This window comes from Leisingera daeponensis DSM 23529 (assembly GCF_000473145.1).
Lineage (GTDB): Bacteria > Pseudomonadota > Alphaproteobacteria > Rhodobacterales > Rhodobacteraceae > Leisingera > Leisingera daeponensis.
This window is the reverse complement of record NZ_KI421500.1, coordinates 1,241,940-1,265,557: the sequence shown is the minus strand read 5'-3', so window position 1 is coordinate 1,265,557 and position 23,618 is coordinate 1,241,940. Positions and strand designations below refer to the sequence as shown.

General features: G+C 58.1%; 10 protein-coding genes. 6 read left to right on the top strand and 4 right to left on the bottom strand.

Annotated features, from left to right (window positions below):
* Window positions 1–6: 6 nt before the first annotated feature.
* The 3 genes from DAEP_RS0106480 (at window position 7) to DAEP_RS0106470 (ending at window position 17,155) form a co-directional block, all read left to right on the top strand.
* Window positions 7–13,290 carry an RHS repeat-associated core domain-containing protein gene (locus DAEP_RS0106480; protein ID WP_154665031.1) on the top strand — a complete coding sequence of 4,428 codons (13,284 nt, stop codon included), beginning with the start codon at window positions 7–9 and terminating at the stop codon, window positions 13,288–13,290.
* 286 nt (window positions 13,291–13,576) lie between these two features.
* Window positions 13,577–15,307 carry an ABC transporter substrate-binding protein gene (locus DAEP_RS0106475; RefSeq protein WP_027244082.1) on the top strand — a complete coding sequence of 577 codons (1,731 nt, stop codon included), beginning with the start codon at window positions 13,577–13,579 and terminating at the stop codon, window positions 15,305–15,307.
* A 117-nt stretch (window positions 15,308–15,424) separates the two neighbouring features.
* Window positions 15,425–17,155 (top strand): amidohydrolase family protein, encoded by a 1,731-nt coding sequence (locus DAEP_RS0106470; RefSeq protein ID WP_027244081.1) that lies wholly within the window; start codon window positions 15,425–15,427, stop codon window positions 17,153–17,155.
* 86 nt (window positions 17,156–17,241) lie between these two features.
* Here the strand turns inward: DAEP_RS0106470 and DAEP_RS22460 are convergent, their stop codons facing one another.
* Window positions 17,242–18,228: a site-specific integrase gene (locus DAEP_RS22460; protein WP_245595060.1), complete on the bottom strand. Its 987-nt coding sequence runs from the start codon at window positions 18,226–18,228 to the stop codon at window positions 17,242–17,244.
* 297 nt (window positions 18,229–18,525) lie between these two features.
* On the opposite strand from DAEP_RS22460, the gene dusA reads away from it, so the two are divergent.
* The 3 genes from dusA (at window position 18,526) to DAEP_RS0106450 (ending at window position 21,283) form a co-directional block, all read left to right on the top strand.
* Window positions 18,526–19,536, top strand: coding sequence for a tRNA dihydrouridine(20/20a) synthase DusA (gene dusA / locus DAEP_RS0106460; RefSeq protein WP_051337323.1), 1,011 nt, complete (start codon window positions 18,526–18,528; stop codon window positions 19,534–19,536).
* Window positions 19,537–19,621: 85 nt separating this feature from the next.
* Window positions 19,622–20,476 carry a sulfite exporter TauE/SafE family protein gene (locus DAEP_RS0106455; RefSeq protein ID WP_027244079.1) on the top strand — a complete coding sequence of 285 codons (855 nt, stop codon included), beginning with the start codon at window positions 19,622–19,624 and terminating at the stop codon, window positions 20,474–20,476.
* A gap of 9 nt (window positions 20,477–20,485) precedes the next feature.
* Window positions 20,486–21,283, top strand: coding sequence for a hypothetical protein (locus tag DAEP_RS0106450; RefSeq protein ID WP_027244078.1), 798 nt, complete (start codon window positions 20,486–20,488; stop codon window positions 21,281–21,283).
* A gap of 235 nt (window positions 21,284–21,518) precedes the next feature.
* Here DAEP_RS0106450 and DAEP_RS0106445 read toward each other — a convergent pair whose 3' ends face one another.
* From DAEP_RS0106445 to ccmI, 3 genes are read right to left on the bottom strand one after another with little or no spacing between them, the layout of a single operon-like run.
* Window positions 21,519–21,752, bottom strand: a complete 234-nt coding sequence (locus tag DAEP_RS0106445) for a DUF1289 domain-containing protein (protein ID WP_027244077.1) — start codon at window positions 21,750–21,752, stop codon at window positions 21,519–21,521.
* A 3-nt stretch (window positions 21,753–21,755) separates the two neighbouring features.
* Complete coding sequence (gene ruvX / locus DAEP_RS0106440) at window positions 21,756–22,229, bottom strand: Holliday junction resolvase RuvX (protein WP_008555767.1); 474 nt, start codon at window positions 22,227–22,229, stop codon at window positions 21,756–21,758.
* Entirely contained in the window at window positions 22,226–23,464 is a 1,239-nt protein-coding gene (gene ccmI / locus DAEP_RS0106435; RefSeq protein WP_027244076.1) for a c-type cytochrome biogenesis protein CcmI, read from the bottom strand. Before ccmI ends, ruvX begins: the two co-directional genes overlap by 4 nt.
* Between the last annotated feature and the right edge of the window lie 154 nt (window positions 23,465–23,618).

Genomic DNA, 23,618 nt, shown 5'->3' with positions numbered 1-23,618 from the left:
GGGGGAATGAAGCCCAAACAGTTCTTTAAGATCTTAACTATTTCGGCCGCGCTCGTAACGTTTTCGGCAGGCGCCAGAGCGGAAGTTCAGACGCTCAACTTTTCCAAGCAAGATCGAGTTCTTTCGGCATTTGGTCTAGACGTTGAATACACTGGTTCGATTAATGAGGACTTGCAGTTTGAGGTGACGGTTGAATGTGTATCCGAAGAGGGTACGCCCGAACTAGTGTTTTCGGAGAAAACGGCTGCACCTGCCCGTTTGGTTAACGCGACATCCTCGGAGTTCGGTTGCGCATCTTATATCCTTTCTGTCGGCGACACCGGTGAGGTTGCCATCAATCAGTTTACGGTCGGTATCGCCATTGGCAGTATTGCGCAGCAGTACTTAGACGAAGCCGCTGTCTTTTTCTTCAATCCCGTAGAGGGAAAATGGACCAAAGCAGAAAAGTACCGACCGAACCAAAACGATCCCACGAAGTCTTACGCGAATTTATCAAGAAACCATGTTCAAGCAATTACCGGAGTCATAGCGGGCCCCAAGCTCCCATCTGCGGAACCATTCCAAGCGGATGTTCTGAATGGTGCTCTAGAAAGCGTCGACCCGCTGCAAGGACTTTTGAATATCTCACGTGTCGAGCCGGACTCAACCGGGAGCGTTTCAGTCGATCTCCCACTGCTCTTGCGTCCGAGCCGGGGGCCGGGACCAAGTTTCAGCATATCCAACTCTGCTGGTACAGGAACAGGAGTGCTTGGCCGCGGTTGGCACTTGAACGTTGGCGCAATCCAGGTGCGTGGGCCCTCTCCGATTTATCATCCTGGCTTCGAGACAGAAGACTATGTCTTGAATGGGCGAGAACTTGTCGCGTTGGATGCAAAGGGAAAAGAAATCCCCCCGCTCTACAAAGGTGGGCCAATTCTGCCTCGAGTGCACGGCGTGCGCGTCTTCCGGACACGGAATGCTACGCAACCACTGATCATACGACGGTACGGGGACGCCCCCGATAACTACTTCTGGGAAGTTTGGAATCCTGGCAGCAAGGTCACCCAGCTCTTCGGCGCGGTACTTGATGGCGACGCTCTCGTACCGGATTCGCAATCGACATTGACGACCACGATGGCACTTGGTGGCCCTTCCGCAGCCACCATAAGCCAAACCGTAAGCGGGAAGTGGGGCCTCAGTCAGGAATTTGACAATCAACCAGCCCGGTCCGGTGCGCGTTACCTTTACGAGGACGGGCTCGCCTGTGCCGATGAACTGCGTCTATTTTGCACTCAAGATCTTCGACTAAGGCGCATCATTTATAACGATGCCTTCAGCGAAACTCTTTCTGGGATCGCGGTTTCTGGCGTGACCTACGTTGATTTCACATGGAAGGAACGTGACCTAGAACGGATCACAACCAGTGCGCAGCTCGGGTTCCTAACGGCAAATCAGCACTGGTTGGAAGGCATTGACGTGCATTATCCCGCGGCAGCCCCGAACAAGTGGCTGGCTGGCGTCTCAGAACGGTTGAAAGGTCGGCTTGGCGAGGATCAAATAGACGCGAGTAATCACGTCCTGTACAGCAGCCATGTTTTTGACTTGAGTTTAGGCAACGACTTATGCCTGAACTTCGACAAAGTTCTGCGACGTGTGGTCGTCCGGGCAAACGCGAAATACAACAACGGTAGCGACGGCGATCTTACATCGCGCGACCTAGTTGGTGGCGCTCCATCCGAGCACGTAGAGCAAGTTTTTGAGTTCGCATACACGGGCGAGATCGGTGATCGTTGCCCGAAAGATGGCATCCTCGAATGGCAAGACGATACAATCGACAACCCCTATGCGGACACGAATGCAACAAGTGGGATCGGGTTTCCGGACGGGCTGCTCTCTAGGCTTGGACTGGGCACGCTTACAAGCTCCAGCCTTCTGGGCGAAAGCAACACCGACGAAACCGGTGCCTCAATATTCGTCGGGATTGGGTCGATCGGCGACACGAGCGACAAAGCCGTTACAGGCGGGATCAAAGCTGGGCACAGTTTCATGCAGACCCGCGGCGGGTCGACGCTGATCGATGTGACTGGCGACGGAATCGACGACGTGCTCATTCGGACCGGTAACGGTCTGAAATACTGTGCTGCAAGCAGGCATGCAGACGGTTCGATTACCTACAAGACCGGAGACCTCTGCGGCGACGTCTATGGACTAAACGACATTGCGATCTCTAGTGCGTCTACACGCAGCTTTGGTGTCGAAGGCTACGTTCCTTTTGGGTTCTTCGGCGTTGGGCACAACTCGGCATCGAGTGAGACTTACGTCTATCCAACGGATCGGGATGGCGACGGTTTGACTGACTTTGCGGTCTATGGGCGCGTCGTCTACGGGCAGGGCGAGACATGTCCTACCGAGCAGACCTGCTACGTACAGTTCAGTCCGGAAAGCTCACTGACACCGCCGATTCCGGGCGTCACGGGCGTCGTGGGCGCGGCGGAAGCGCTTGAACAGGAACGCAGACGGCCGCCGGGGTTCATGCAGACGATTAACCAGATGCGTGATTCATTTGCGGATCTGCAGACGCGGCTTGATGGTCTGTCTTACAGCCAAACCTCGATTTCTTGGGAGGCACCCCTTACAGGTACCCTGGCGATTGAAGGTCAGTTTCGGCTGGACGCCACGGTTTCCGGACCGCTAGGAGACGTCGTGATCGCTGACGGCTTTAGGGACTACCCCGGTTTGCGGACAGCGGCGCATGCCTTCGATCAATTTCTGAACGATTGCGAAGAGTTTCCCGATAGACCCCATTGCCCTAGCTCGGTCGCCGCGGGACATTCGATCTCGTTTCCAGCGACCCCGCCCGCTTTTATTCGGTTGGAGCTGTCAAGAATTCTCGATGGTTCTTACCAAGCTCCAGTCGACTGTGGTGTCGAGCAGCTCCCACGGGGGGATACATTTGAACTAGTAGATATCTTGGATGGGTCGGTCTGTGCGCGGGAAACGCCTGATGGTCCTGTTTTGGACGTAAGTGCCGGGGATGTCCTGTCCCTAAGCTATTCCGTTCATCCCGATCTCACTGCGTCGCTACAACCCGATGCTCGCTATGCATACAAGAGCTTTGTAATCGGCGGTGAGACGACGCGTCCTGAATTGGCTGTCAACAATCTGGACCCAGCCTATGACTTACAGTTGCGGTTTGGCGAGTTTGATATCGAGGATGTCTACAGTTGCACCTGGCGCGATCAGTTTTCACTCACGGAAGTGCAAACCGATTGCCTTCTTAACCGCCAGAACCGCTACTCGCACACCCTGGCTACGGGGCTATTGACCTCGAACGCATCAGCTGTCGCGCTTGTCCCAAAAGGGTCGGATCGGACGATAAGAGGCCAATTCTCGGTAAGCACAGAGTTGACGCAAGACTATCTTGTCACTCTCAATCTGCGGGGGCTACCGATGGCGTCGGGCAATATCCGGGCCGCGGATTTGCCGGTGATGTTTTCTCAGGATGTGACGGCCGCGTGTGTAACTTCGGCGGCCGAGGAACCCAGCCCTGTCTGCCGGGTCGACATTGATCTTATTTGTGCCGCTAACCAAGAACAGATGTGTAACGCGTTCTTGTCTGACGATGCACCGGCGTGGCGGGTTACCCTGCACCTCAATTTGAAGCATCGTGACATTCCCGATCGCCCTGTGTCCAATTTGGATGGCCGACTGAGTTCGTTGACGTGGCACTCCGCGCCCAGACTGACGACGGCGATCACCGAGATTGACGAAAACAATCCGGCTCAACCGCCTTACACGCGCCGTGACGGCGAAACCATGATTGGTAATCCCAGCGAGCCTGTTTCCAAGCTTGTCGCAATTTACCTTCCGGTTTCGATGGGCAGCGCTGATGTAGAACGGCGGCGCGTCACTTCAGGGAGGTTCGTGGCGCCAAACGAAAGCCTCAATGAAGGAAGTCCCGACACGGAAGTCATCGACTTCGCAAAGATTATTAACGACGAATTGTCAAACGTGGCCATCGCACGTTTGCGCCAGAACTCTCGGCTTTGTGGGTTCGCCGATGAGATCATCAGATTCTTATCATTACGCGACAGTGCAATAGTGGCTCCTTTCGCCCCATCGCGTGTAGCATTCTGGCGCGAAAAGTTCGAGCCATCAGAGCGCAGTTGCTATTTGGACGAGTTGTTTATCCAACAATTTGACTTCCAAGACAAAAATGACCCACCGCGTCCGCCCGAGCTTGATCCGATGGCTGAACGGTTGCGTCTGAGAGAACATCTGGAGCGCCTCCCTTTCGCTGAACAGGTGTCGAGCGCGGAGAGCCTCCTCGTGCGAGTCCTGAAGAACTTGGAGCTTCCGCGCGAGGCCCTGACCGCTCACCCTGAGCTTGGCGAGATGGGCTATCGCTTACCTGTGAAGGCCAATCCATTTGACTGCGGGACCATTCAAACCGTTCCCGTTGCCTTTGAGCAACCGATTTATGGGCCTGAAGCACCGTGCAGTTACCGCGTGCTCATGAACTTCGCGATGGAGAGCATCCTCAACCTCTTTCCGGACGACGAGGATAAGAACCCACACCCCAAGCGCGAAGCCTACGAGGCGATCCTGAAGGACCTTCTGGCCAGCGAAACGCCTGCTTTTGATCTGGAACTCGCGATTACCGTTAATGGTCGACCAACGCTGATCTCTGAACTGACCGGTTCCGCGGCTTCTAGCGTGGTGCGCAAGATTGCCGACACCGATCCCCTCAAGAGTACGTGTATCGGTAGCTATGGGGCGCATGGCGCGAAGGGCAGACCGCCGACCCATTTCTATCCCGACACCACAACCATTGGGGGTGCCCCAGGCAGCACGATCTTCCAACGCATCCTCACGAACCGTCGTCCGGGACGCGTTGTCGCCTTTTCGGACGACGTAATGCACACAGTGACCAGAGGGGCGGGTTCTGGCGACGGGCTGGGGCACTACAACTCTCTCTATGAGATGGAGGCCAAGCAGGATTGCGACGACATGGCCGGGATCGGCGGCCCAACCGCGAAGTACTTCGGCCAGCCCACGCCTACGGTCTCGATCCAGATCCTCGAAAACAACACGGTTTCTGGGCGCAACCGTGTGTTCGAGTTCGAAGCTCGTCCCTTGGACATCGTGGCGTTCCACGTCCGGCTTAAACCACGGCAGCGGATCTTTTCGACGGTCTCAACCACGAATGTTGCCTTTGAACTCGACGGGAAATTCTCGATCCTCGACAACGAACCACAGAATGGACCAGGTTCGATTCCGCGTGAGGAATACGTCATCCCGCGCAGCCCGTCGCAGATTGTTCCGCCAAATCTGGACCCCGTTGATTGCGGAGAAGATCCAGAGATTAACCAAAGGAGACTGCCTAGAACATGTCGTCCTTGGACGAGGATCGCCTGGTCAGAACTCCTTCTGGGGGCCGAGTACCGGACGTATTCGGACGCGCACAAGACGACTACGGATAAGGAATACTCGATCAAACGCCGACGCGACCTCTTGCGCATCTTCCCGGAGATCGAGATCGCGTCAGACGAGTTCCGGCTGGAGACAGAAAGGAACGTCAGCCAATTCGCTCCGATCGCTGGGAAGCAATATACTGAACCGGCCACCGCCTATTCCTTAGGTATCGCCGAGCGCGTCATCGCCGCGCCAGACTTTGTGAAAGAGGATACCAGCGCAATTGCAGAGATCGATGGCTTGGGACAGTTTATTTCTGACTTCAACGTTAGCGTGCTTGACCCGCTGACCGAAGAGGCATTGCGGCAGTCTAACTTCGAAGAGGCGTTGCGACTCTCTTACTTCAAGGTCCGCGAGCCGAACATCGCGCAAATCGCCGACGCATGGGCATTTTGGGCGCAAAAGAGCGACACGAATGGATCGCTGAGGGAGTCCCCCGCATTCGGCGACCTTCGATATTTGCGAGACACAGCCGCGCGGCCCGTCGGTGATCCCAAAGCCCGATACGAACAGGCCAAGGATGCTTGTTTAATTGGCGCCGGAACAGAAGATGAATCCCCGAAATTCGACAAACGTGAATTCGACACATGTGAAGAAGACACATCCAAGGACGGCGCTGCGACACTGAACCTTGAAATCGTGGATGTGTTCCCGCTGTTGCACCGTTTTGTGGGGCCAACGCACGAAGAACAGTCTAAGGTTTACGTGAACCAATTGATCGCTTCGACCGACATTTGCGCCATCCCGACGCCGAACACCTTTGCAAGCTGTTGGGCTGGGCTTGACGACACTGTGTTTCTTCACCAGCCCGTGACGAGTGATCCGTCAGATAGCGACGGGAGCGGCGAGCACCGGGTCAATCATCCAACGCGATCCGTGTCCGCGTTCATTGGATTTGAACAACCTCTAATTGAGGAGTTCAAGTTTGATCTCGACGCTTTAATGCGTGTTGCCTGTAATGGCAGCCCTAGCGCCCCTAGCAGTTATTGCGACGAACTCAATAACACATCGCCTGCGACAATTGACCCGGAGAAGTTCAGCGATTTTTTTGGAGCAGAAGACTCGGTTGGACCTTTCAAGTCCTCTCCTAGTGGGCCGGAACAAGGTGAGCCGGAACAAGAACCCTTGCTTGTCGCGCCGAAGCCATTGGAAGCGGGCGCGCTGGTGCGTGCACCTCCCGCTGTTCCGAACCGTCCCTATCCGCCCAATCCCGAGACCGCCCTCCATGTATTCGCGCCGATACAGAAAACTCAAAGCAATGCCGTCTCGAGGAACAAGGGCGTAGACATCGGTGGACTCTCCTTTAATACCAACAAGGTCTACAACTCAACGCGGACCCAATCTCTGTTTGTCGATATAAACGGGGACGGCTTTCCCGAACATCTGACCGGAGACGGAAGTCTCAGCGGCGCCCTGTCCTCACCCGTCGGTCTTCTGCGGTCGGATTGGTGGCGGTACTTCCGAGCACCGAACTATGCCAGCAATCTTGACCGAGGGGCGCATGGTTCGGGGTACATTCAAACCAGTAGAAGCGACAGCGCTGGGGCTGGAGTCGGCCTTACCCCTCCGACTTTCGCCAGGATCCACCAAGCGTCCATGGATGCCGCTGTGTCCCCCTCATTCAACCTGAGTTTTGAGAGTGGGAAACAGCAGACCTTTTCCGATCTGAAGGACTTCAATGGCGATGGGATACTTGATGTCTTAAGCGGCGAGACCGTCAACGGCGGGGTTCGTGTTCAACTCAACCACGGGAATACTGTCGCTTCTGCCTCTCAGAACGTAGCGATCGGCAGAGGTGGCGATGTGATTGTCGGGGGCGATCTTCCCGGGCACCAACCATATCGCACGACCTACTCTAGTGGATTTGGGATTCGCCTAGGGTTCGACATCAACAGTGGAAGTATAAGGGCCGGAATGGGCCTTGGAACTCGCGTCCAGGGATCCGACGGCGTGCTTATGGATTTCACTGGGGATGGTCGGGTTGATATTGTCGTGCCGATCCGCCAGAGCGGCAAGAGCTATTTGGCGGTGTTCCCGAACCTAGGCAACGGCTACCTTTACGGGCGCCTTCATGATGTCGCCGCCTGGAACGGCTCGGAAACATCGGCCGGGGAGACGACGCTAGTTGACGCCGGCGGCGCGTTCACCTTTGGGTTCAATGCTCTTTACGTCAGAGTCGTCTTCAACCCGGCAGTCAAAAAGGCCAGCAATCAGTTCCGGGAACTTTTGAGCGTCCGTGATGTCAATGGCGACGGCTTCCCGGATCTCGCGCGCGTTAGCGGTGCTTTCAAAGGGGCAACTAATGATGGCGGTTTCGTTCCAAACTTTGCGTTGCCAGACGAAATCGAGACCGTCTTCAACTATAGCCCGGATGCAGCGTACCACATGCTTGCACGGGTCACGAGCCCGACTCGTACCACGCAAGAGATCACTTACGACTTGCATGGGAACACCGGCCCGGAACTTGGGCGCACGATATGGGTCGTGGATAAGGTAAGCGAGTTCGACGGCTATGCGCCCGCGCATGGTGCTGGTTTCTATGCTGACGGGCAGGACATTCGGGTCGATACCTATTCCTACAACGACGGTTACTTCAACCGGGCGGAGAAGCGCTTTTATGGCTTCGCGGATGTGACGCAAACCACCTTCGGATGTGACCGCGACCCAAGCAGGCCCAACGAATGCTTGAGTCTGTTCGAGCAACAGCAAAGCGACGCGCCCCTGGCGGGCTATGTGCTTTTGCAAGAGCGTTTGAAGCAGTTCAACAATCGGGACTACCTAACCAAGGGTACGGTGGTCGCCGAGCTGATCACAGCGCCAAAAACGACATCGGTCGCGAACCCGAGCGAAACAGCTCCGAGACTGGAAAGCAAAGGTCCTCTTGAGATCTCAGCCGCCAAACGGTTTGCCTACGCCATCGAGCATCTTTCGACACTGGGGCAGATTGACAGCTCGGACTGCACATTGCCAGCTACCGTCGCTCAGGCGCGATGGAACCACGGCGCGTTTCTCGAGGGCTCAATCCTTCCACAAAAGTGGGTATCCGCCGGTGAACAGAACAAGGAACTGGACGGCGGAGTGATCCTTGGAAGCGAATCCATTTGTTCCTCCCTTGTTCGAGATTGTCATGAGGTTGTCACGGCTCGGGCCTGCGAATCTGGCTATCTTTTAGAGCAAACCCAGTTCTGGGCGCAGCAGAGTGGATCGGTTAGAAATCGGTTCTCGGATCTTCATGTCTTGGCTCCTGGCATCGCATTAGAGGAGGGCATGGACCTATCTTCGAAGGAACTCATCCCCGAAGAAGTGCTCTATTCGGCATCTGCCGCCGATTTTGACCAGTGGGGTCAACAGATCAATACCTACAGTATCGGGGACTTCGATATTAGCGCGAGCCCGATCCCTCACTCCTCTATTCATACGTACACGTCTTACGCTGACCGGAACGGGCTGAGTGCGAAATTGAGAACGGGCGCAGATAAGCCAAGGAAATACCCTATACTTTCCCTTGCCCAGGCAGAGATGGTCTTTGAAGGACCTTGGCCAACGGATGCCGTCGACCGTCCTATCAGAATGCGTGAGGCCTTGTATCAAGGAGGAAAAGACGGTGCGGTCTCAGAGGCGAACGTCACTGACATCTGTCAGTACCCCGTTGCGCTGGATGATCCTCATTTTAGCTTCCGCCAAGGCATCTGCAGAGAATTCAAATTCGAGATGCAGCGCGTGCTGGGCGATGGCCTGAGTAGTTTGGTTGATGCACAAGAAATCGCATACCGAGTGCCAGGCTTGCCAGCCGGGACGGACCGATACGCAGCTATTCAGCACACGCGGGTCGTCAGCTACGATTCATTTGGCAACCCGACCAGAACAATTGGCCCCCTTAATGACCGCTCTGAATGGGTGGATCAACGCTATAGCCATTCAGCCGATGCCTTCCTGCGAACCCCCACTGAGATCCGCACCACTCGTTGCGTAGAGGACGGCATTGGCGTTGGCTCCGACAGCCCAGGCGTCCCGCCATATGAGTGCGACTTCGGCGTAGGTTACGCCTCCGCATCTGAGGCCAGAGTCGCGATTACGCATTCGCAAGTTCAGCGGGTTGATCCTCACCACGGTGTTCTGGGTGGAACAAAGGATGCGAACGGCAACCGCATCCTACTCGATTTCGATCAGTGGGGTCGGTTCCGTCTTTTAGCTAGAGATTGGGGTACGGCACCACGACAGAACAGAGCATTTGCGGGCAATCTGGAGGCGGCCCTTGCCAAGAATGCAGGCTTTGAGGGTGGCCGGTCCTGGAACATCCTGGCCGCCGTAAATTACGGCTGGCCCTCAGCCAGTGTCGGTGGGTTCAGCAGCCACACCCAAAAGTTTTCGAGCTCGAATGCCTACGAAGGTGCAAGCGGCCTATTAGACACGGCTCGAAATGTCGCCACGTTCAAGGACGGTCTCGGCCGCTTGATCCAGTCCAGCGTCGAGGCAGAGGTCTGCGACGAGGTAAACCAAAATCTAAAAAGGTCGATCAACCCGAAGGTCCAAGGCAACCTGCTGAACCTCTGCGGTGCAGCACCAGGAAGCCGGGTGACGGTCGGTGGCTACACGGATGTCTTGGAACGTGAATTCGCGACCTTCGAAGGCTATGGCGGCGGCCCGGCGAGCGACAAGATCGGCCCTTCATTCGAGGAACTTGTAGCGCCAAGCGTGCGAGAGATCCCTGTTATCACGCGAAACCTCGATAGTGGCAGCCGACAGAGCTCCGAGCAGCACAGGCTCTCCACCCTTCCGGAGTTCGACTCGAGTCCTGGTGTTTTGGCCACGACGCAGTTTGCCTATAGGATCGTGCAGGACGTACTTGGCGAGACACTAACCCGGCGCTTCCAAACCCTTGCTTTGTCGCCCCGATGTGCGCTGACGGTATCGCGGTCAGACCCTCGCGGTCTGCCGACAGCGTCGATTGAAAGCCAAGAGACTATCTATCGCGTCAACTTGGGCGAGAACGATAAACCAAAGGCCATAAGCGCAACTGGGGACTACGACCGCGACTACTCCGCAACGCTTGGTCATTGTCGCCCGATCGAAGAGGCCAGCCAGGAATGGGCGGAAGACACAAGTGATGAAGCAAAGGCGAAGGTGGCGTATGCATACGACGCCCTCCTGCAGCTTGTTGGTGTCGAGTATCCCCTGTCCGGCGACGATCGCGCGGCTGTCATCGTTGAGTATGATCGCCTCGGTCGCATGATAGGGCTCAAGGACCCGGATTCTGGGTGCACTGAGTACGTCTTTGACAATCTCAACAATCTCGTGGAGCGGCGCTCTAGCGCATACGACGGCCCCGAGAAAACCGGTTGTGTCGCCTCGAACAGTCCGCACGAGTTGCGAACGTTCAAATACTCCGCGGATCGGGTCATCGCGATGACCTATCGCTCGTTCGGCGGGAAAGGTGGCGAAAACGACCAATCTGATACAGTCTCATTCTTCTATGATCGACTGCCCCATACGACGGCCTTCGGAGAAATCCTTGAGGCGCCGCGGATCATTCCCAACGAGCACGCAAATCAGAGGTTCTTCGACGTCACCGGCAAGATCTGCGAGAACTGCATTGGTCAGGTTACTGTGGTCGCGGACCGAACCGGAGCCCGAAGCTACAATTTCAACCCTCTTGGCCAAGTCACGAAAGAGACGCGGTCAATCGTAGCGCCGCTCACCGATGCTGATGTCAGCGACGGTGAGCCTGAGACCTTTTTGCCCGAGGTTGCCTTCTACGAGCTTGAGAACTCCTATTCGTCGTTCGGCGACATCACGTTGCAAGAGTTCAACGAAAGCGTTCCGACAAATCCATCCTCGGCCTGCATAGAGGCAGGTCCGCAAACATGCGTTTCGCGCTTTTCCATCGGCACACGCTATGCGCCGGATGGGACGGTTGCGACACTTCTGTTCAATGATCAGCCCATGGTGCGCGCGGTCAATGACCGTCTGAACCGGCCGTCGGTGCGGCTGATGTCCGACGGCACGGTCAGCGGCCTATTCTACGATGACGTTGATCTAAAGCTGAACCAGATGGCGACGATCACTGCGGCGACCGTGGGCGACAAGCACAAGCCCGTTCAGATCACGGGATACCAATACGACGGGGGCGGTAATATTCACGGATACCGGAATGTTGCGGACATTGGCGACCCGTATCGGAGCCATTTCAATTTCGGCTACGACGGTGCGAACCGACTGATCGCGTTTGATGCCCACGCAGCGACTAATGCAGGGGTGATGAACGCCGATGGGGCCTACGGGTTTGATCTCGGTCACCGGCTCTCCAGCCGAAGTTTGACGATCAGTGGCGATCCCGGCGCCGTGTTCGCACGGGAGTGGGCTTACAGATACTCGAATACCCCTTCAAAGGGGCAACCGGTGCACGCGCCGAATGCGGTCACCTTCGGTGTCTCAACAAGCGATCTTCGCCGGGAAAGCCTCTTCGAATATGACGACATCGGACGGCTGGCGAAGGTCAGAAGCGGCGAAAACGGATCTGCACCGGGCGTCCTGTCTGATCGCCGCTTGGACTGGGACGCAGCAGGGCGACTGACCCGTGTGCTTGGCGGCCCGGACGATTATTGGCGCGACAATGTGGATTTCTTGCGCGAGGAGTACGTCTACGACTTCGCAGGGAATAGGGTTCTAAAAATCCATCGTCCCATCCTGGCGGACGATGGCGAACGGACGGAGCAAGAGGTCACTTCGATCTATCTAACGCCGTTCTATTCCCGACCGGCGGATGGACGGGGAACCGTGCAGCTATCGCGGGGAAGCCTGCCTGTAGCGAGTATGACGCCGCCAGTCAGCGAGACAGCCGAGCCAAGGATCACCTTCCTCTATCCCGATCTCGCCGTGGGCACGATCACAGCAAGCGTCCTCGCCACGGGCGAAGTGACAAACGCAGAGCATACGCTGATCGCACGGCGCGAGTTCAGTCCGTTCGGTATAGAGCTGACCGGCACCGCTCTGGCCAAGCCGGATGGCGCACCGGGGGCGCTTCCGCCGGTGTTCCACGGTAAGGAGCTTGATCGCACCACCGGGTTCTCGTCTTTCGGAGCGCGATACTATAGCCGCGACCTTGGTATCTGGGCCTCGCCTGACCCGATGCAGGCGGACTACCTCTTCGGCGGCCCGGCGCTCGGCGTCTATGCCCCGCGTAACCTGAGCACCTACGCCTTTGCGGGGCAGAACCCTGTCAATCTGACTGATTTGGACGGGAACGCAGCGGTGGCGCCCTTGTTGCTCATTGGGCTAGGAGCGTACACAGCTTATGAGGGCTACAAAGCTTACAGCGAGGGTGGAATCGAAGGTTTTGCGGTCTTCGCTGGTATCGAAGGGGCTGCTACAGTTGTGGCCGGGCCCATCGGTAAGGCAGGCTCCAAATTCGGTCGAGCCGCATTTGCTCAAAGCCTCCCATACTTGGAAGGCTTGCTCAAAGCAGCCCGCTCCGCCAGCGCCCCCCAATGGGTAGTAAATCGCCTTTCTGGGCGGGTCGCTGAAGTCCAAGCTGCCATCGAACTTATCGACAAAGGGCACACTGTAATTGGAACTCAAATGCATGCTCGCCTCAGAAATGGTAATACAGTTGTTCTGGATTTGGTCACTGTGAAAGAGGGTAAAATATTTGCTGCTGAAGTAAAGTCAGGCGGCGCATTGTTGCGCGGTGGTCAAAATCAGTTCTTTCATGAGGGAGTGAATGTAGAGGAGTTTTTTGGCAGGGGCACAATACAAAACCTTATTGAGGGTGGTTTAGACCCGAGTAAAACACCAGATATGCTAAGGCGCCTGTATCACGGCCGTCCAACACCATAGCAGAATTGAGTTTCATATGAAAAAGATCAGTGAGGTCGTTGCCTTTACAAAACTTTCTCGTTGGGGCCATCGTACGCGCAGTGATGATGCAACAGGGCTGAAGTTCGTTAACACCAAACCGACAGCTTTTACGGGACGAAGCATGTTGTTTGAATCCTCAAACACAAGGACAGCGTTGACGATATGCCACCAAGGGTCCGATGGAAAAGTAAAGCACTCAGCAAGAGAACATGGAACAGCGCCGCCTTGGCCACAATTTCTTGAAACGAAAAGGGGGCATATGTAAATGTGGACCAAAGTCGTTCTTTCGCTCCTAGTTCTTCAATCGCTGTGTTTTCCGAAGGCAATTGAAGCGCAAGAATCGAAATCTCTGGTAATTCCAGCGGTGGACACATTCAATTTGCCGCTTCATTACTCATCGGATGGAAATGCAGGTGGCCTGCTGAGTATCACAAGCGAGCCGCTAATTCACCTTGCACCCCAAGATGAACGTTTCGTTCCTTGGCTGGCTAGTTCCGTTACTACAAATGACGGTGGAAAGACTTGGCGGATCGCACTCCGCGAGAATGTTTATTGGTCAGACGGCGAACCGCTGGATACTTCCGACATTGATTTCACGTTCGACCTGATTTTGACCTCAAAGACATTCGTTGCCCCGATCGCGGTTGAGCTCCGTGCGCGGGTTGAATCAGTGGCGGCCGTCGATGATCAAGAATTTATAATTACGCTCCGCAAGGCGGATATGAGGTTTCCGCACAGCTTCCTGACCACTCGCCGCGAGGGCACTTTTTTTGTCATTCCTGAGCATGTCTGGGACGGGAAGATGGCCACGTTTTCGACGGCGGCCGTCGGCGGCGGCTTGCTCGACCCGCTTCTCGGTTCAGGACCATACGTCGCTGACTCGATCACCGCAGCCGAAGCAACGTTCATTCGAAATGAAGATTGGTGGGGCGCAAAGACAGGCCTTAGCGAGCTTCCGGAACCAGAACAGGTCGTAGTTCGCTTCTTCGAAGCTGACGAGGACGCCGTCGAGGCGCTGAAGGCGGATGAGATCGATATCGGGATTGAAGTTGACTTCGCGACGTTCGAGGAAATCCGAGTTGAAAACCAAAATGTCATTGCGTGGAGCGAAGCCGATCCCATTCCTTGGCCCGGCCATTGCCCGCGTCAGCTCGACTTCAACACGATCAGCCCGCCTTGGGATAATCCGGCCCTGCGCCGGGCTGTCGCGCATTTCGTCGATCAGACCAGGATTGTGGATGAGGCATTCTCAGGTCAGAACCTTCCATCGCCGACCTTGTTCCCGTTACTGCCCGGTCTTAAAGTTTACGTGGATGACCTTGTGTCCGCCGGTTTCGCAATGCCTTCCGCAGCCAACCCTGCTCAAGGGGACGCGGAACTGATAGCAGCCGGCTATGCCAAGGGCGACGACGAAATCTACGAAAAAGATGGCGAAGACCTGAGCCTTGTCATCCATGTGGCCGATGAACCTGCAATTGATGCTGCAGCAGCAGGAGTTCTCGCGCAAATCCTCACAGACTCTGGAATAGCTACCAGTATAGATGTCGTTTCGGGGGCTGAGCTTTGGGCTTGGATTTTACCGCCAGGCAAGTTCGATGCGGCATACTCTTGGCTTAGCTGCGGCTCGGTGGTGGACCCATTTGCCTCCTTAGTAAGATATCACCCCAAAAACGCAGTAGAAATTGGTGTCAGAAGCCCTGGCTATGACAACATAGCTCGCTGGAACACGCCTGCGGCTCAGCAGTACGGGCGAATTGTGGATGAGATCGCGACGAGGGCTCCAAGCGACGAAGAAATGCTGACCTTGACGCGCCAGGCCTACGATCTGATTTCGCAGGAGGCCCCGTTTATTCCGCTCGTTCAGGAGGCACGGATCGTGCCGTTTAGTACCGGCCGATGGAAAGGGTGGCCGACATCAGACAATCCGTACGCGATGCCAATTATCCAATGGGGTCAGTTTCACAGCATGATCCATAGTCTCACGAGTTCGAACTAGAGAGTAACGTTCCTTTGCTCAGTCGACGGACACAATCCAGAAAAGGAGACTATTCGCCGGCGCTTCGGCCGATGAGTTATCAATTCGATTCTGACAATTTCTATCAGGGCAGACCCGGTGCGTAGACGCGATTTCATCAAGCAGGTAACGATATCAAGTGCGGCCTTGGCGTCAGGCTGCGGGCAGGGCCAATTAAATTCCGGGACACCCGGCGCAGGACAGGCGTTTGTCGATGCCCATTGCCATGTCTTTAACGCCTCGGATCTGCCGACAGTTCGCTTTCTTCGGCAGGTCGTGTTTAAGCGATACCCTAAACAGGCGCTGATGCGCAGCGGTGTCAGAGACCCGGACGCGTTGGACGTCATGATTGAGTTCATGGTCGAGCTTTTGGGCGCAGGAGCCGCGCCAAGTGCAGACCAGGAGATCGCAGTGCTGGAGGGCCGAGAGTCGCCCAAGCCTTCGGCGACAACGGCGCAAGCCGCTCGAGCTTCGGCAATCGAGGACATGGCACAGTTCCTTCGAACGGTCGATGCAAGACGGCGTGCGCGTGGCCCAGAGATCGCGAGTGCGCCGACCGAGCAGCTGGAACGCAAACAAGTTGGGGACACCGCCTTCCTAAACTTTTTCCTCGATGGTCAGTCACGGGAAAGGGTGCTCACTAATGGCGAGCCACTTACCCTTCAGGAAGCCCGGGCCGCGAGCCGTAGAGCCTTTAAGCGGAGCGGAGGTATTGCGACATATCTCAATTGGTTCAGCCTCTTCAGGATGTATCGGCATGCGCTGGCGGACGAGTTGATCGCCGACGCGGAGCGGCAAGAATTCGAGATGAAGGTGATGACGCCGCTCTTGGTCGATTTCGACGAATGGCTCTATCAAGACGTTGAATCATCCATGGCGAAGCAGGTAAGGGTCATGGAGCTTGTGGCGCAGCGAGCTGCGCTTGCTTCCGACAAAGTGCCGGTGGTCTTGAATTTCGTAGGCTACGATCCTTTGCGAGAGGTTGCCTTCAGGGCTGGTACCAAGGGTTCATTTAGTTCGCTAGAAATTGCACGGAAGGCATTGACCGAAAGTGGATTTGCCGGGGTCAAGCTTTATCCGCCAATGGGTTTTCGAGCGTCTGGCAACCGTGGTCCGTATCCAAGACGCACTTTGAAAAAGCTTGGATTCGAGCCAAGCCATAGGCTAGATGAGACGCTGGACGATCTCTATAGTCTTTGCGCAGAGCTTGACGCTCCGATTATGGCGCATGGAGCGGCCTCAAACGGAGCCGGCGAACAGTACGATATCAGGGCCGATCCAGCTTACTGGATTCCTGTTTTCGAGAAGCATCCGGAACTCCGTGTCTGCCTTGCCCATTTCGGAGGGTTCGACAAGAAGTCTTACGGCCAGCTTGGTCCTTTGCCCGATTCGAGTTGGGAATGGGTTCTAGGAAGATACATCAAGGCACATCCACAACAGCCGGTCTTCGTTGATATTAGCTATATGTCTGAGGCACTTGGTTCTGAGATCGAGCGCACAAACCTTGCGACTAATCTCAAAGCATGGGTCCAAAGATATGACCCGAAAATCCGTCACATAATCTACGGTTCTGACTGGATCATGGTAGGAAAGGAACGCGGATACGAAAACTATCTTTCTGCTGTAGCCTCGTTCCTTAAGGACGAATGCGGCTTCGATGAAGGTGCCCGCGAAAGAGTATTGTATCTAAATGCGTTGCGCTTCTTGCCCTTTCAACGACTTTCTACAGGGCGGCAGAGACTTTCTTCTTGGTATCGTGCCAATGGGCTTGACCCACGAAAACTGCCAACAGTTCCGCCTTCGTTACTTCAGAATTTTTTTGGAGAATGAATTATCTCATTTGGAAGACGTGTCGTGTTGACCGATTGGTAGTACTAGACCCCCTTGCGTCTTTCTCTCTGCTATGAGTTTTCTAGCTAGCCTAAGTGTCGGACCCGCTTCGTTCTAATCTTGGCCGTGGAGCTTGGCCGCGCGGGTCGTCTCTTGCGCTGCCTTGGGTCTGTGGTGGTGACTTCCGCAACCCATGTCCAAGCCCCGAATTTGTCTCCGGCCTGGCGCAGAGGGGTGTAGCGCTTCAGAGACGTCCATGACCGGTGGCCGGAAACGGCAGCCGCGCGTGGGACGTTGTACCCGATCTCGAACAGGCGTGAAACGCCTTCGTGCCGCATGTCATGGAATCGAAGATCCTCTATGCCGAGAAACTGCGTGGCCCGCGTAAAGGCTGCGCTGATCGCGTCGGACGAGTAGGGGAAGATCTGGCTCGCGTGTTTGGTCATCGCCTCGATGATCGCCAACGCCGGATCGGGCAGGTCGCACCAGACGTCGTTGCCTATCTTCTCTCCGGGGTTCTTCATGTCGCGTACGAGGACCCGTTTGCCGTCCTTGTCGAGATCCGCCCACGTGATTCGGGTGATCTCTTCCTGCCGCCGGGTCGAGAAGATCGCAAAGGCGATAACGCGATGCATCGGGACGGAGGAGGGGCGGCGGATTGAGCGGTCGAGGAAATGCGCCATCAACTGGTCGAGTTCGTCCAGCGTAGGTCGCCGGTCGCGGTGGCGGCTCTTCTGCGTCAGTCCTAGCTTCTTGGCGACGATCATCGCATTACGCATGGTGCGTTCCTCCAGCGGATAGTTCCAGGCCGGACCGGCCACCGTGAAGACCGCGCTAAGATGGGAGAGGTAGTTGGCCACGGTTTGCGGTGAGACACCCGACTTTAGCTTCTCCTGAGCGAAGGCCACGATGTCGGCGCTGTCGATCTGGGCACAAAGCTTGTCCGCGATGTCGAACTCCTTGATGCTCTTGAGAACCTGCGCCTTAGTCCGACCGATTGCCTTCGCACTGTCTTCGCCATATTTGTCGATTGCGTCGCTTAGGGTCACTTCGCGGCGGCGGGTCTCTCCCATGGGCAGGTTTTCGAGTGCGCCGGGCTTTGCCAGGTCCTTCTCGTGCTTCTCGATCCAGGCCGCGGCGGTCGAGCGCAGTTCGAAGGTCCGGTTCTCGCGCCAGACAGTTTTTCCAGCCCGCCGAACGGCGATTTGGGCAAGCCACGCGGCAGAGCCGTCTTAGCGCTATCGCTTGATAATGGTACCCATGGGGTTACAACATTTGGCCCAAGTTACAACATTTGTTGTAAACCATGCCAAAAATGGGCGAGAATTACAACATATGAGACAGTAACGGGGCGGATAGATGAGCGGTAAATGGCTGATAAAAATATAAAATATAATGTTCTCAATGCGTCCCGCCTATCGGTCGCACCCATGATGGACTGGACCGACCGGCACTGCCGTTATCTGCACCGGCTGCTGAGCCGGGAAACGCTGCTGTATACCGAGATGGTGACCGCGCCGGCTCTGGTGCGCGGCGGGGCGCTGCATTTGCTGGAGTTCAATGCCGAGGAGCATCCGGTGGCGCTGCAGCTGGGCGGCTCGGATCCGGGGGAACTGGCAGAGGCCGCCCGGCTGGGCGCGGAGGCCGGTTATGATGAGATCAATCTCAACTGCGGCTGCCCCAGCGACCGGGTGCAATCCGGCGCTTTCGGGGCGGTGCTGATGCAGACGCCGGAGCTGGTGGCCGATTGCGTCGCGGCGATGCGGGAAACGGTGGATGTGGACGTCACCGTCAAATGCCGTATCGGTGTGGATGAGCAGGAGCCGGAAGAGGTGCTGCCGGAGTTCCTCGAGAAGATCCGCGCCGCGGGCTGCGGCCGGGTGACCATTCATGCGCGCAAGGCCTGGCTGCAGGGGCTGTCTCCGAAAGAGAACCGGGACATCCCGCCGCTGGACTATGAGCTGGTGCACCGGATGAAGGCGGCGTTCCCGGACCTGCATGTCTCGATCAACGGCGGCATTGCCACGCTGGCGGAGGCCAAGGCGCATCTGGACCGCGGCCTGGACGGGGTGATGGTGGGGCGTGCGGCCTATCACCAGCCGGCCGATGTGTTGTGTGCGGCGGACCCGGAGATCTATGGCACAGGCACTGTCAGCGACCCGGCAGAGGCGGTGCGGCAGATGCTGCCCTATATCGAGGCGCGGCTGAGCGAGGGTGCGAGGCTCAACCAGATCACCCGGCACATGCTGGGGCTGTTTGCGGGCAAGCCGGGGGCGCGGCAGTGGCGGCGGATGCTGTCCGAGGGCGCCTGCCGGGCGGGGGCCGGGCCGGAGCTGGTGCAGGAGGCGCTGGCGCAGGTGGAGACCCGCGCCGCAGCGTGACGGTACGCCTCACGCGCTGGTGCCTTGTGCAAGCGGGGAGCGGCGGCTAACCCTTTGCGGTGAACCAAAGCCAGAGGTGCCCCGCATGACCGATCCCGCCCTGACCGCCGCCCTGTGGCCGGAGCCCGCCTTGCTGATGCAAATGGGGGCGCTTCTGGTGGTGATCGGCGCCTTTGCGGGGGTGCTGGCCGGGCTTCTGGGCGTCGGCGGCGGCATCGTGCTGGTGCCTGCGTTTTTCTATGCGTTTCAAACGCTGGGGTATGGCGGCGATCAGCTGATGCAGATTTGTCTGGCGACGTCGCTGGCGACAATCATCGTGACCTCGCTGCGCTCTGTCATGAGCCACAACAAGAAGGGCGCGGTGGATTGGGAGATCCTGCGCGGCTGGGGGATCGGCATTGCCATTGGCGCCGTTGTGGGCGTCTTGGCGGCGTCTTCCTTGCGCTCCACCGTGCTGCAGGGGGTGTTTGGCGGGCTGGCGCTGGTCATCGGCTGCTACCTGGGGCTGGGCCGGTCGGAGTGGCGGCTGGCGGAAGCGATGCCCAAGGGCGTCAAGCGGATGGTCCTGTCGCCTGCGGTCGGCTTCCTGTCGGTGCTGATGGGCATTGGCGGCGGCAGCTTCGGGGTGCCGCTGATGACCCTTCACGGAGTGGCGGTGCACCGGGCGGTGGCCACCGCTGCGGGTTTTGGCGTGATCATTGCGGTGCCTTCGGTTGCCGGGTTTCTGCTCTTGGAGGTGGACCCCGCAACCCGGCCGCCGTTCACCATCGGCGCGGTCAATCTGGTGGCGTTCTTCATCGTGATTGCCATGACCCTGATCACCGCGCCATGGGGCGTGAAGCTGGCCCATGCGATGGATCCCAAACCGCTGAAGCGGGTGTTCGGGGCCTTCCTGGTGCTGGTGGCGCTGAACATGCTGCGCAAGGCTTTCGGGTACTGAGAGGGCGTCATGCCGGAACAGATCAAGAAGTTTCAGGACAAGGGGTGGGTGCGGTTCGGCCATGATTCGCATGTGGCCGCCTGGGCGGCGGATGCCTTGCGGCAGGGAGTGAAAGCGCTGCACGACCCGTCAAACGCCGATTGGTTCCAGTGCGAGCGGACCTGGTTCATCGGCGTCGATGCGCTGCCAAACGACGCCGCAGGACGCGTGCCCGGCGGCCCGCCGCTGGCGGGGGCGCCAATTGATTTCATCACGCAGCACCTCGGGCCCATTCCGGACCTGCACCGGGCGCAGGTGTCCTCGGTCTTTCCCGGCTACCCGCGCCCGCGTCCGGGTGAGGGCGAGGCTGCCTTCCGCTACCGCGTCAAACGCGATGCGGCGCATGTGGACGGGGTGAAGATGTATGGCGGGCACCGCCGCCGCAAGGTGGAGGAGCCGCATGCCTGGGTGCTGGGCATCCCGCTGAATGAAAGCAGCCCCGATGCCGCGCCGCTGGTGATCTGGGAAGGCAGCCACAGGATCATGCGCCGCGCCTTTGCCGCCGCGTTTGAGGGCGTGCCGCCGAAGGACTGGGCAGACGTGGATGTGACCGACATCTACACGGCTGCCCGCGCTGAGGTGTTCGAAACCTGCCCGCGGATCACGGTGCCTGCCAGGCCCGGCGAAAGTTACTTGATGCACCGGCTGTGCCTGCACGGGGTTGCGCCCTGGGGCGAGGGGGCAAGTGCACCGGAAGAGGGCCGGATGATCGCCTATTTTCGTCCGGAGCTGGCGGATTGGACCAAGGGGTGGCTGGCGGAGGGGTAGCCCTACCTCAGCCGAGCAGAGACCGTCCGGTGTAATGCCCACGTAGGTCTTGGCTGAGTTGCGCCTTATGAACGCCGGTCCGCTAGGAGGTTGCAAGGTATCTGATCACCCTCGCTATGGCCATCGGCACCTTGGCGAATAGGTCAGCAGTTCTGCCTGAATGTTTCGCGCGCGAAACATTGGGTCAGTGCTTATTCCGCATGATTTCCAAGCGGTTACCCCGCCGCGCGCCGCGTTAGCCGCGCTTTAACCTTGCGCCGCGGCCGCCGCGGCGTTTGACCAGTTTGCCGGCGCGGGCGGGCAGGTCGTTCATGATGCCGGCGCGCTCGTCGTTGGTCATCTTGGACCAGTCGCGGATCTCGTCGATGGAGCGGTAGCAGCCGGTGCAGATGCGGGCCTCCGGGTGGACGACGCAGATCTTGATGCAGGGGGACTGGATTTCGTCCCGTTTCCATACGTCGTCCGTCATCATTCACCCGTTCTTCAAATGCCGCATCCGGTCCAATGCGCCTTGCAAGATATAGGAGGCCGCGACGTGGTCGATAACCTCTGCGCGGCGTTTGCGTGTCGTATCCGCCTCAAGCAGCGCTTTTTCGGCTGCCACGGTGCTGAGGCGTTCGTCCCAGAAGCTGATCGGCAGGTCGGTCAGTTGCATCAGGTTGCGGGCAAAGGCGCGGGTGGACTGGCAGCGGGGGCCCTCCGTGCCGTCCATGTTGCGGGGCAGGCCCAGGAGGATGCCGCTGATGTCGCGGGCCTGGATGATCTCCAGGAGGCGCGCGGCGTCAGTTGAGAACTTCTTGCGCTTCACGGTTTCCAGGGGCGTGGCCACCGCGCCGATACGGTCGGAGACCGCGACGCCAATGGTCTTGGTGCCGAGGTCCAGCCCCATCAGCGCGCTCATCGGCGGCAGGGCGGCGGCGAAGTCTTCAAAGACGTCGTGGATCATTCGGTAATTCCGGACTGGGCGGCGATGGTTTCCAAAAGGGCCAGTGCCTCGGCGTCAGCCTCAAACGCACCGCGGGCCTCGGCATAGACGGTGCGCGCGCGTTCGGTTTCGCCAAGAACCGACAGGGCGCCGATCAGCCTTGCCCATTCCTCGGCGCTGCCGCCTTCGCTCGCCAGCCGGTCCGACAGGCGCGTGACCATGCCGCGGATCATTTCCTGCTGCTCTTCGGCGGAGAGTTCGCTGGCGGAGGACATATCCTCGGCGCTGGGGCCGGGCAGGGCGGGGGCGGTGGCGCCGCCGGGCGTGATCGGGCGGTATTCCACACCGGCGCGGAAGGCCATCTCCTCGATCTGGCCCTGGATGCCCTTGACCCACGGCGCCTCCGCCGGGCCGTCCCGCAGGGTTGCAGCCCATTCGCGGTAGGCGAGGTCCGGGCGGCCGATCTGGCCCAGCATCAGGCCCCAGTAATAGCGGGCCGGGCCGTGGGCGGGGTCAATCGCGCGGGCCTTCTGCAGGTCGGTTTGCGCCTCGGGGGAGACATAGCCGCCGGCCGCCATGATCTTGAGCTCGGCCAGTTCGGTGAAATCGCGGGCGTTGACCTTGCCTTCGGCCAGGCGGATGTAATTGGCCTTGGCTTCATAGGCGGCTTTGAAGTTGCCGAGGTTGGCCTCGTGCTGGGCCAGCAGTGCCTGGCCGCGGGCGTCACCTTCTCGCTCGCCTGCGGTCTTGCGAAGCTGTTCGACCAGTTTGATGTAGCCTTCCTCCACCTGCGGTTCCGGCAGGGCGGGAATCCCGGCCTCTGCCTCTGCCTGCGAGGGGCGGTTCTCGGCGCGCTCGCCCGCCATGCGGATGCGGTCCTTGAGGCCGAAATCGCCATACCCCGGCGCGCCGAGCTGCCAGTAGAGGCCCAGGGTGCCGCCGGTGATCAGCAGCGCGATGGCCACGGCAGAGACCAGCGACAGGGATTTGGGCTGGGCGTGGCCGGATTTGCGATTTTGCAGCTGGGCGTCGGCTGCCAGAATGCGGCGCGAGATTTCGGTGCGGATGCGCTCTGCGTCGCCTTCATTGATGACGCCGCGCGCCAGGTCCTTGTCGACCTCGCGCAGCTGCTGGCGGTAGACCCGCAGGTCATAGGCCGCAGCAGGTTCGCCTTGCTCGCGGGCGCGAATGATGATCATTGCCAGCAGCAGCGCTGCCGAGAATGCGATAAGGGCGGTGACTGTCCAGAAAACCATGCCGTCTCCGAAGTTTGGTTTTCATCTATATGCGGGGCGGGCCGAACAAAAGGGCCAAACTGCCGCGGGATGCCGCAATGCGTCATGTGCTTATGTCGCAATAACGCAGAAACAGGGCGATAAACGGCACTGGCCGGCCATGCGTTTCGGGCAT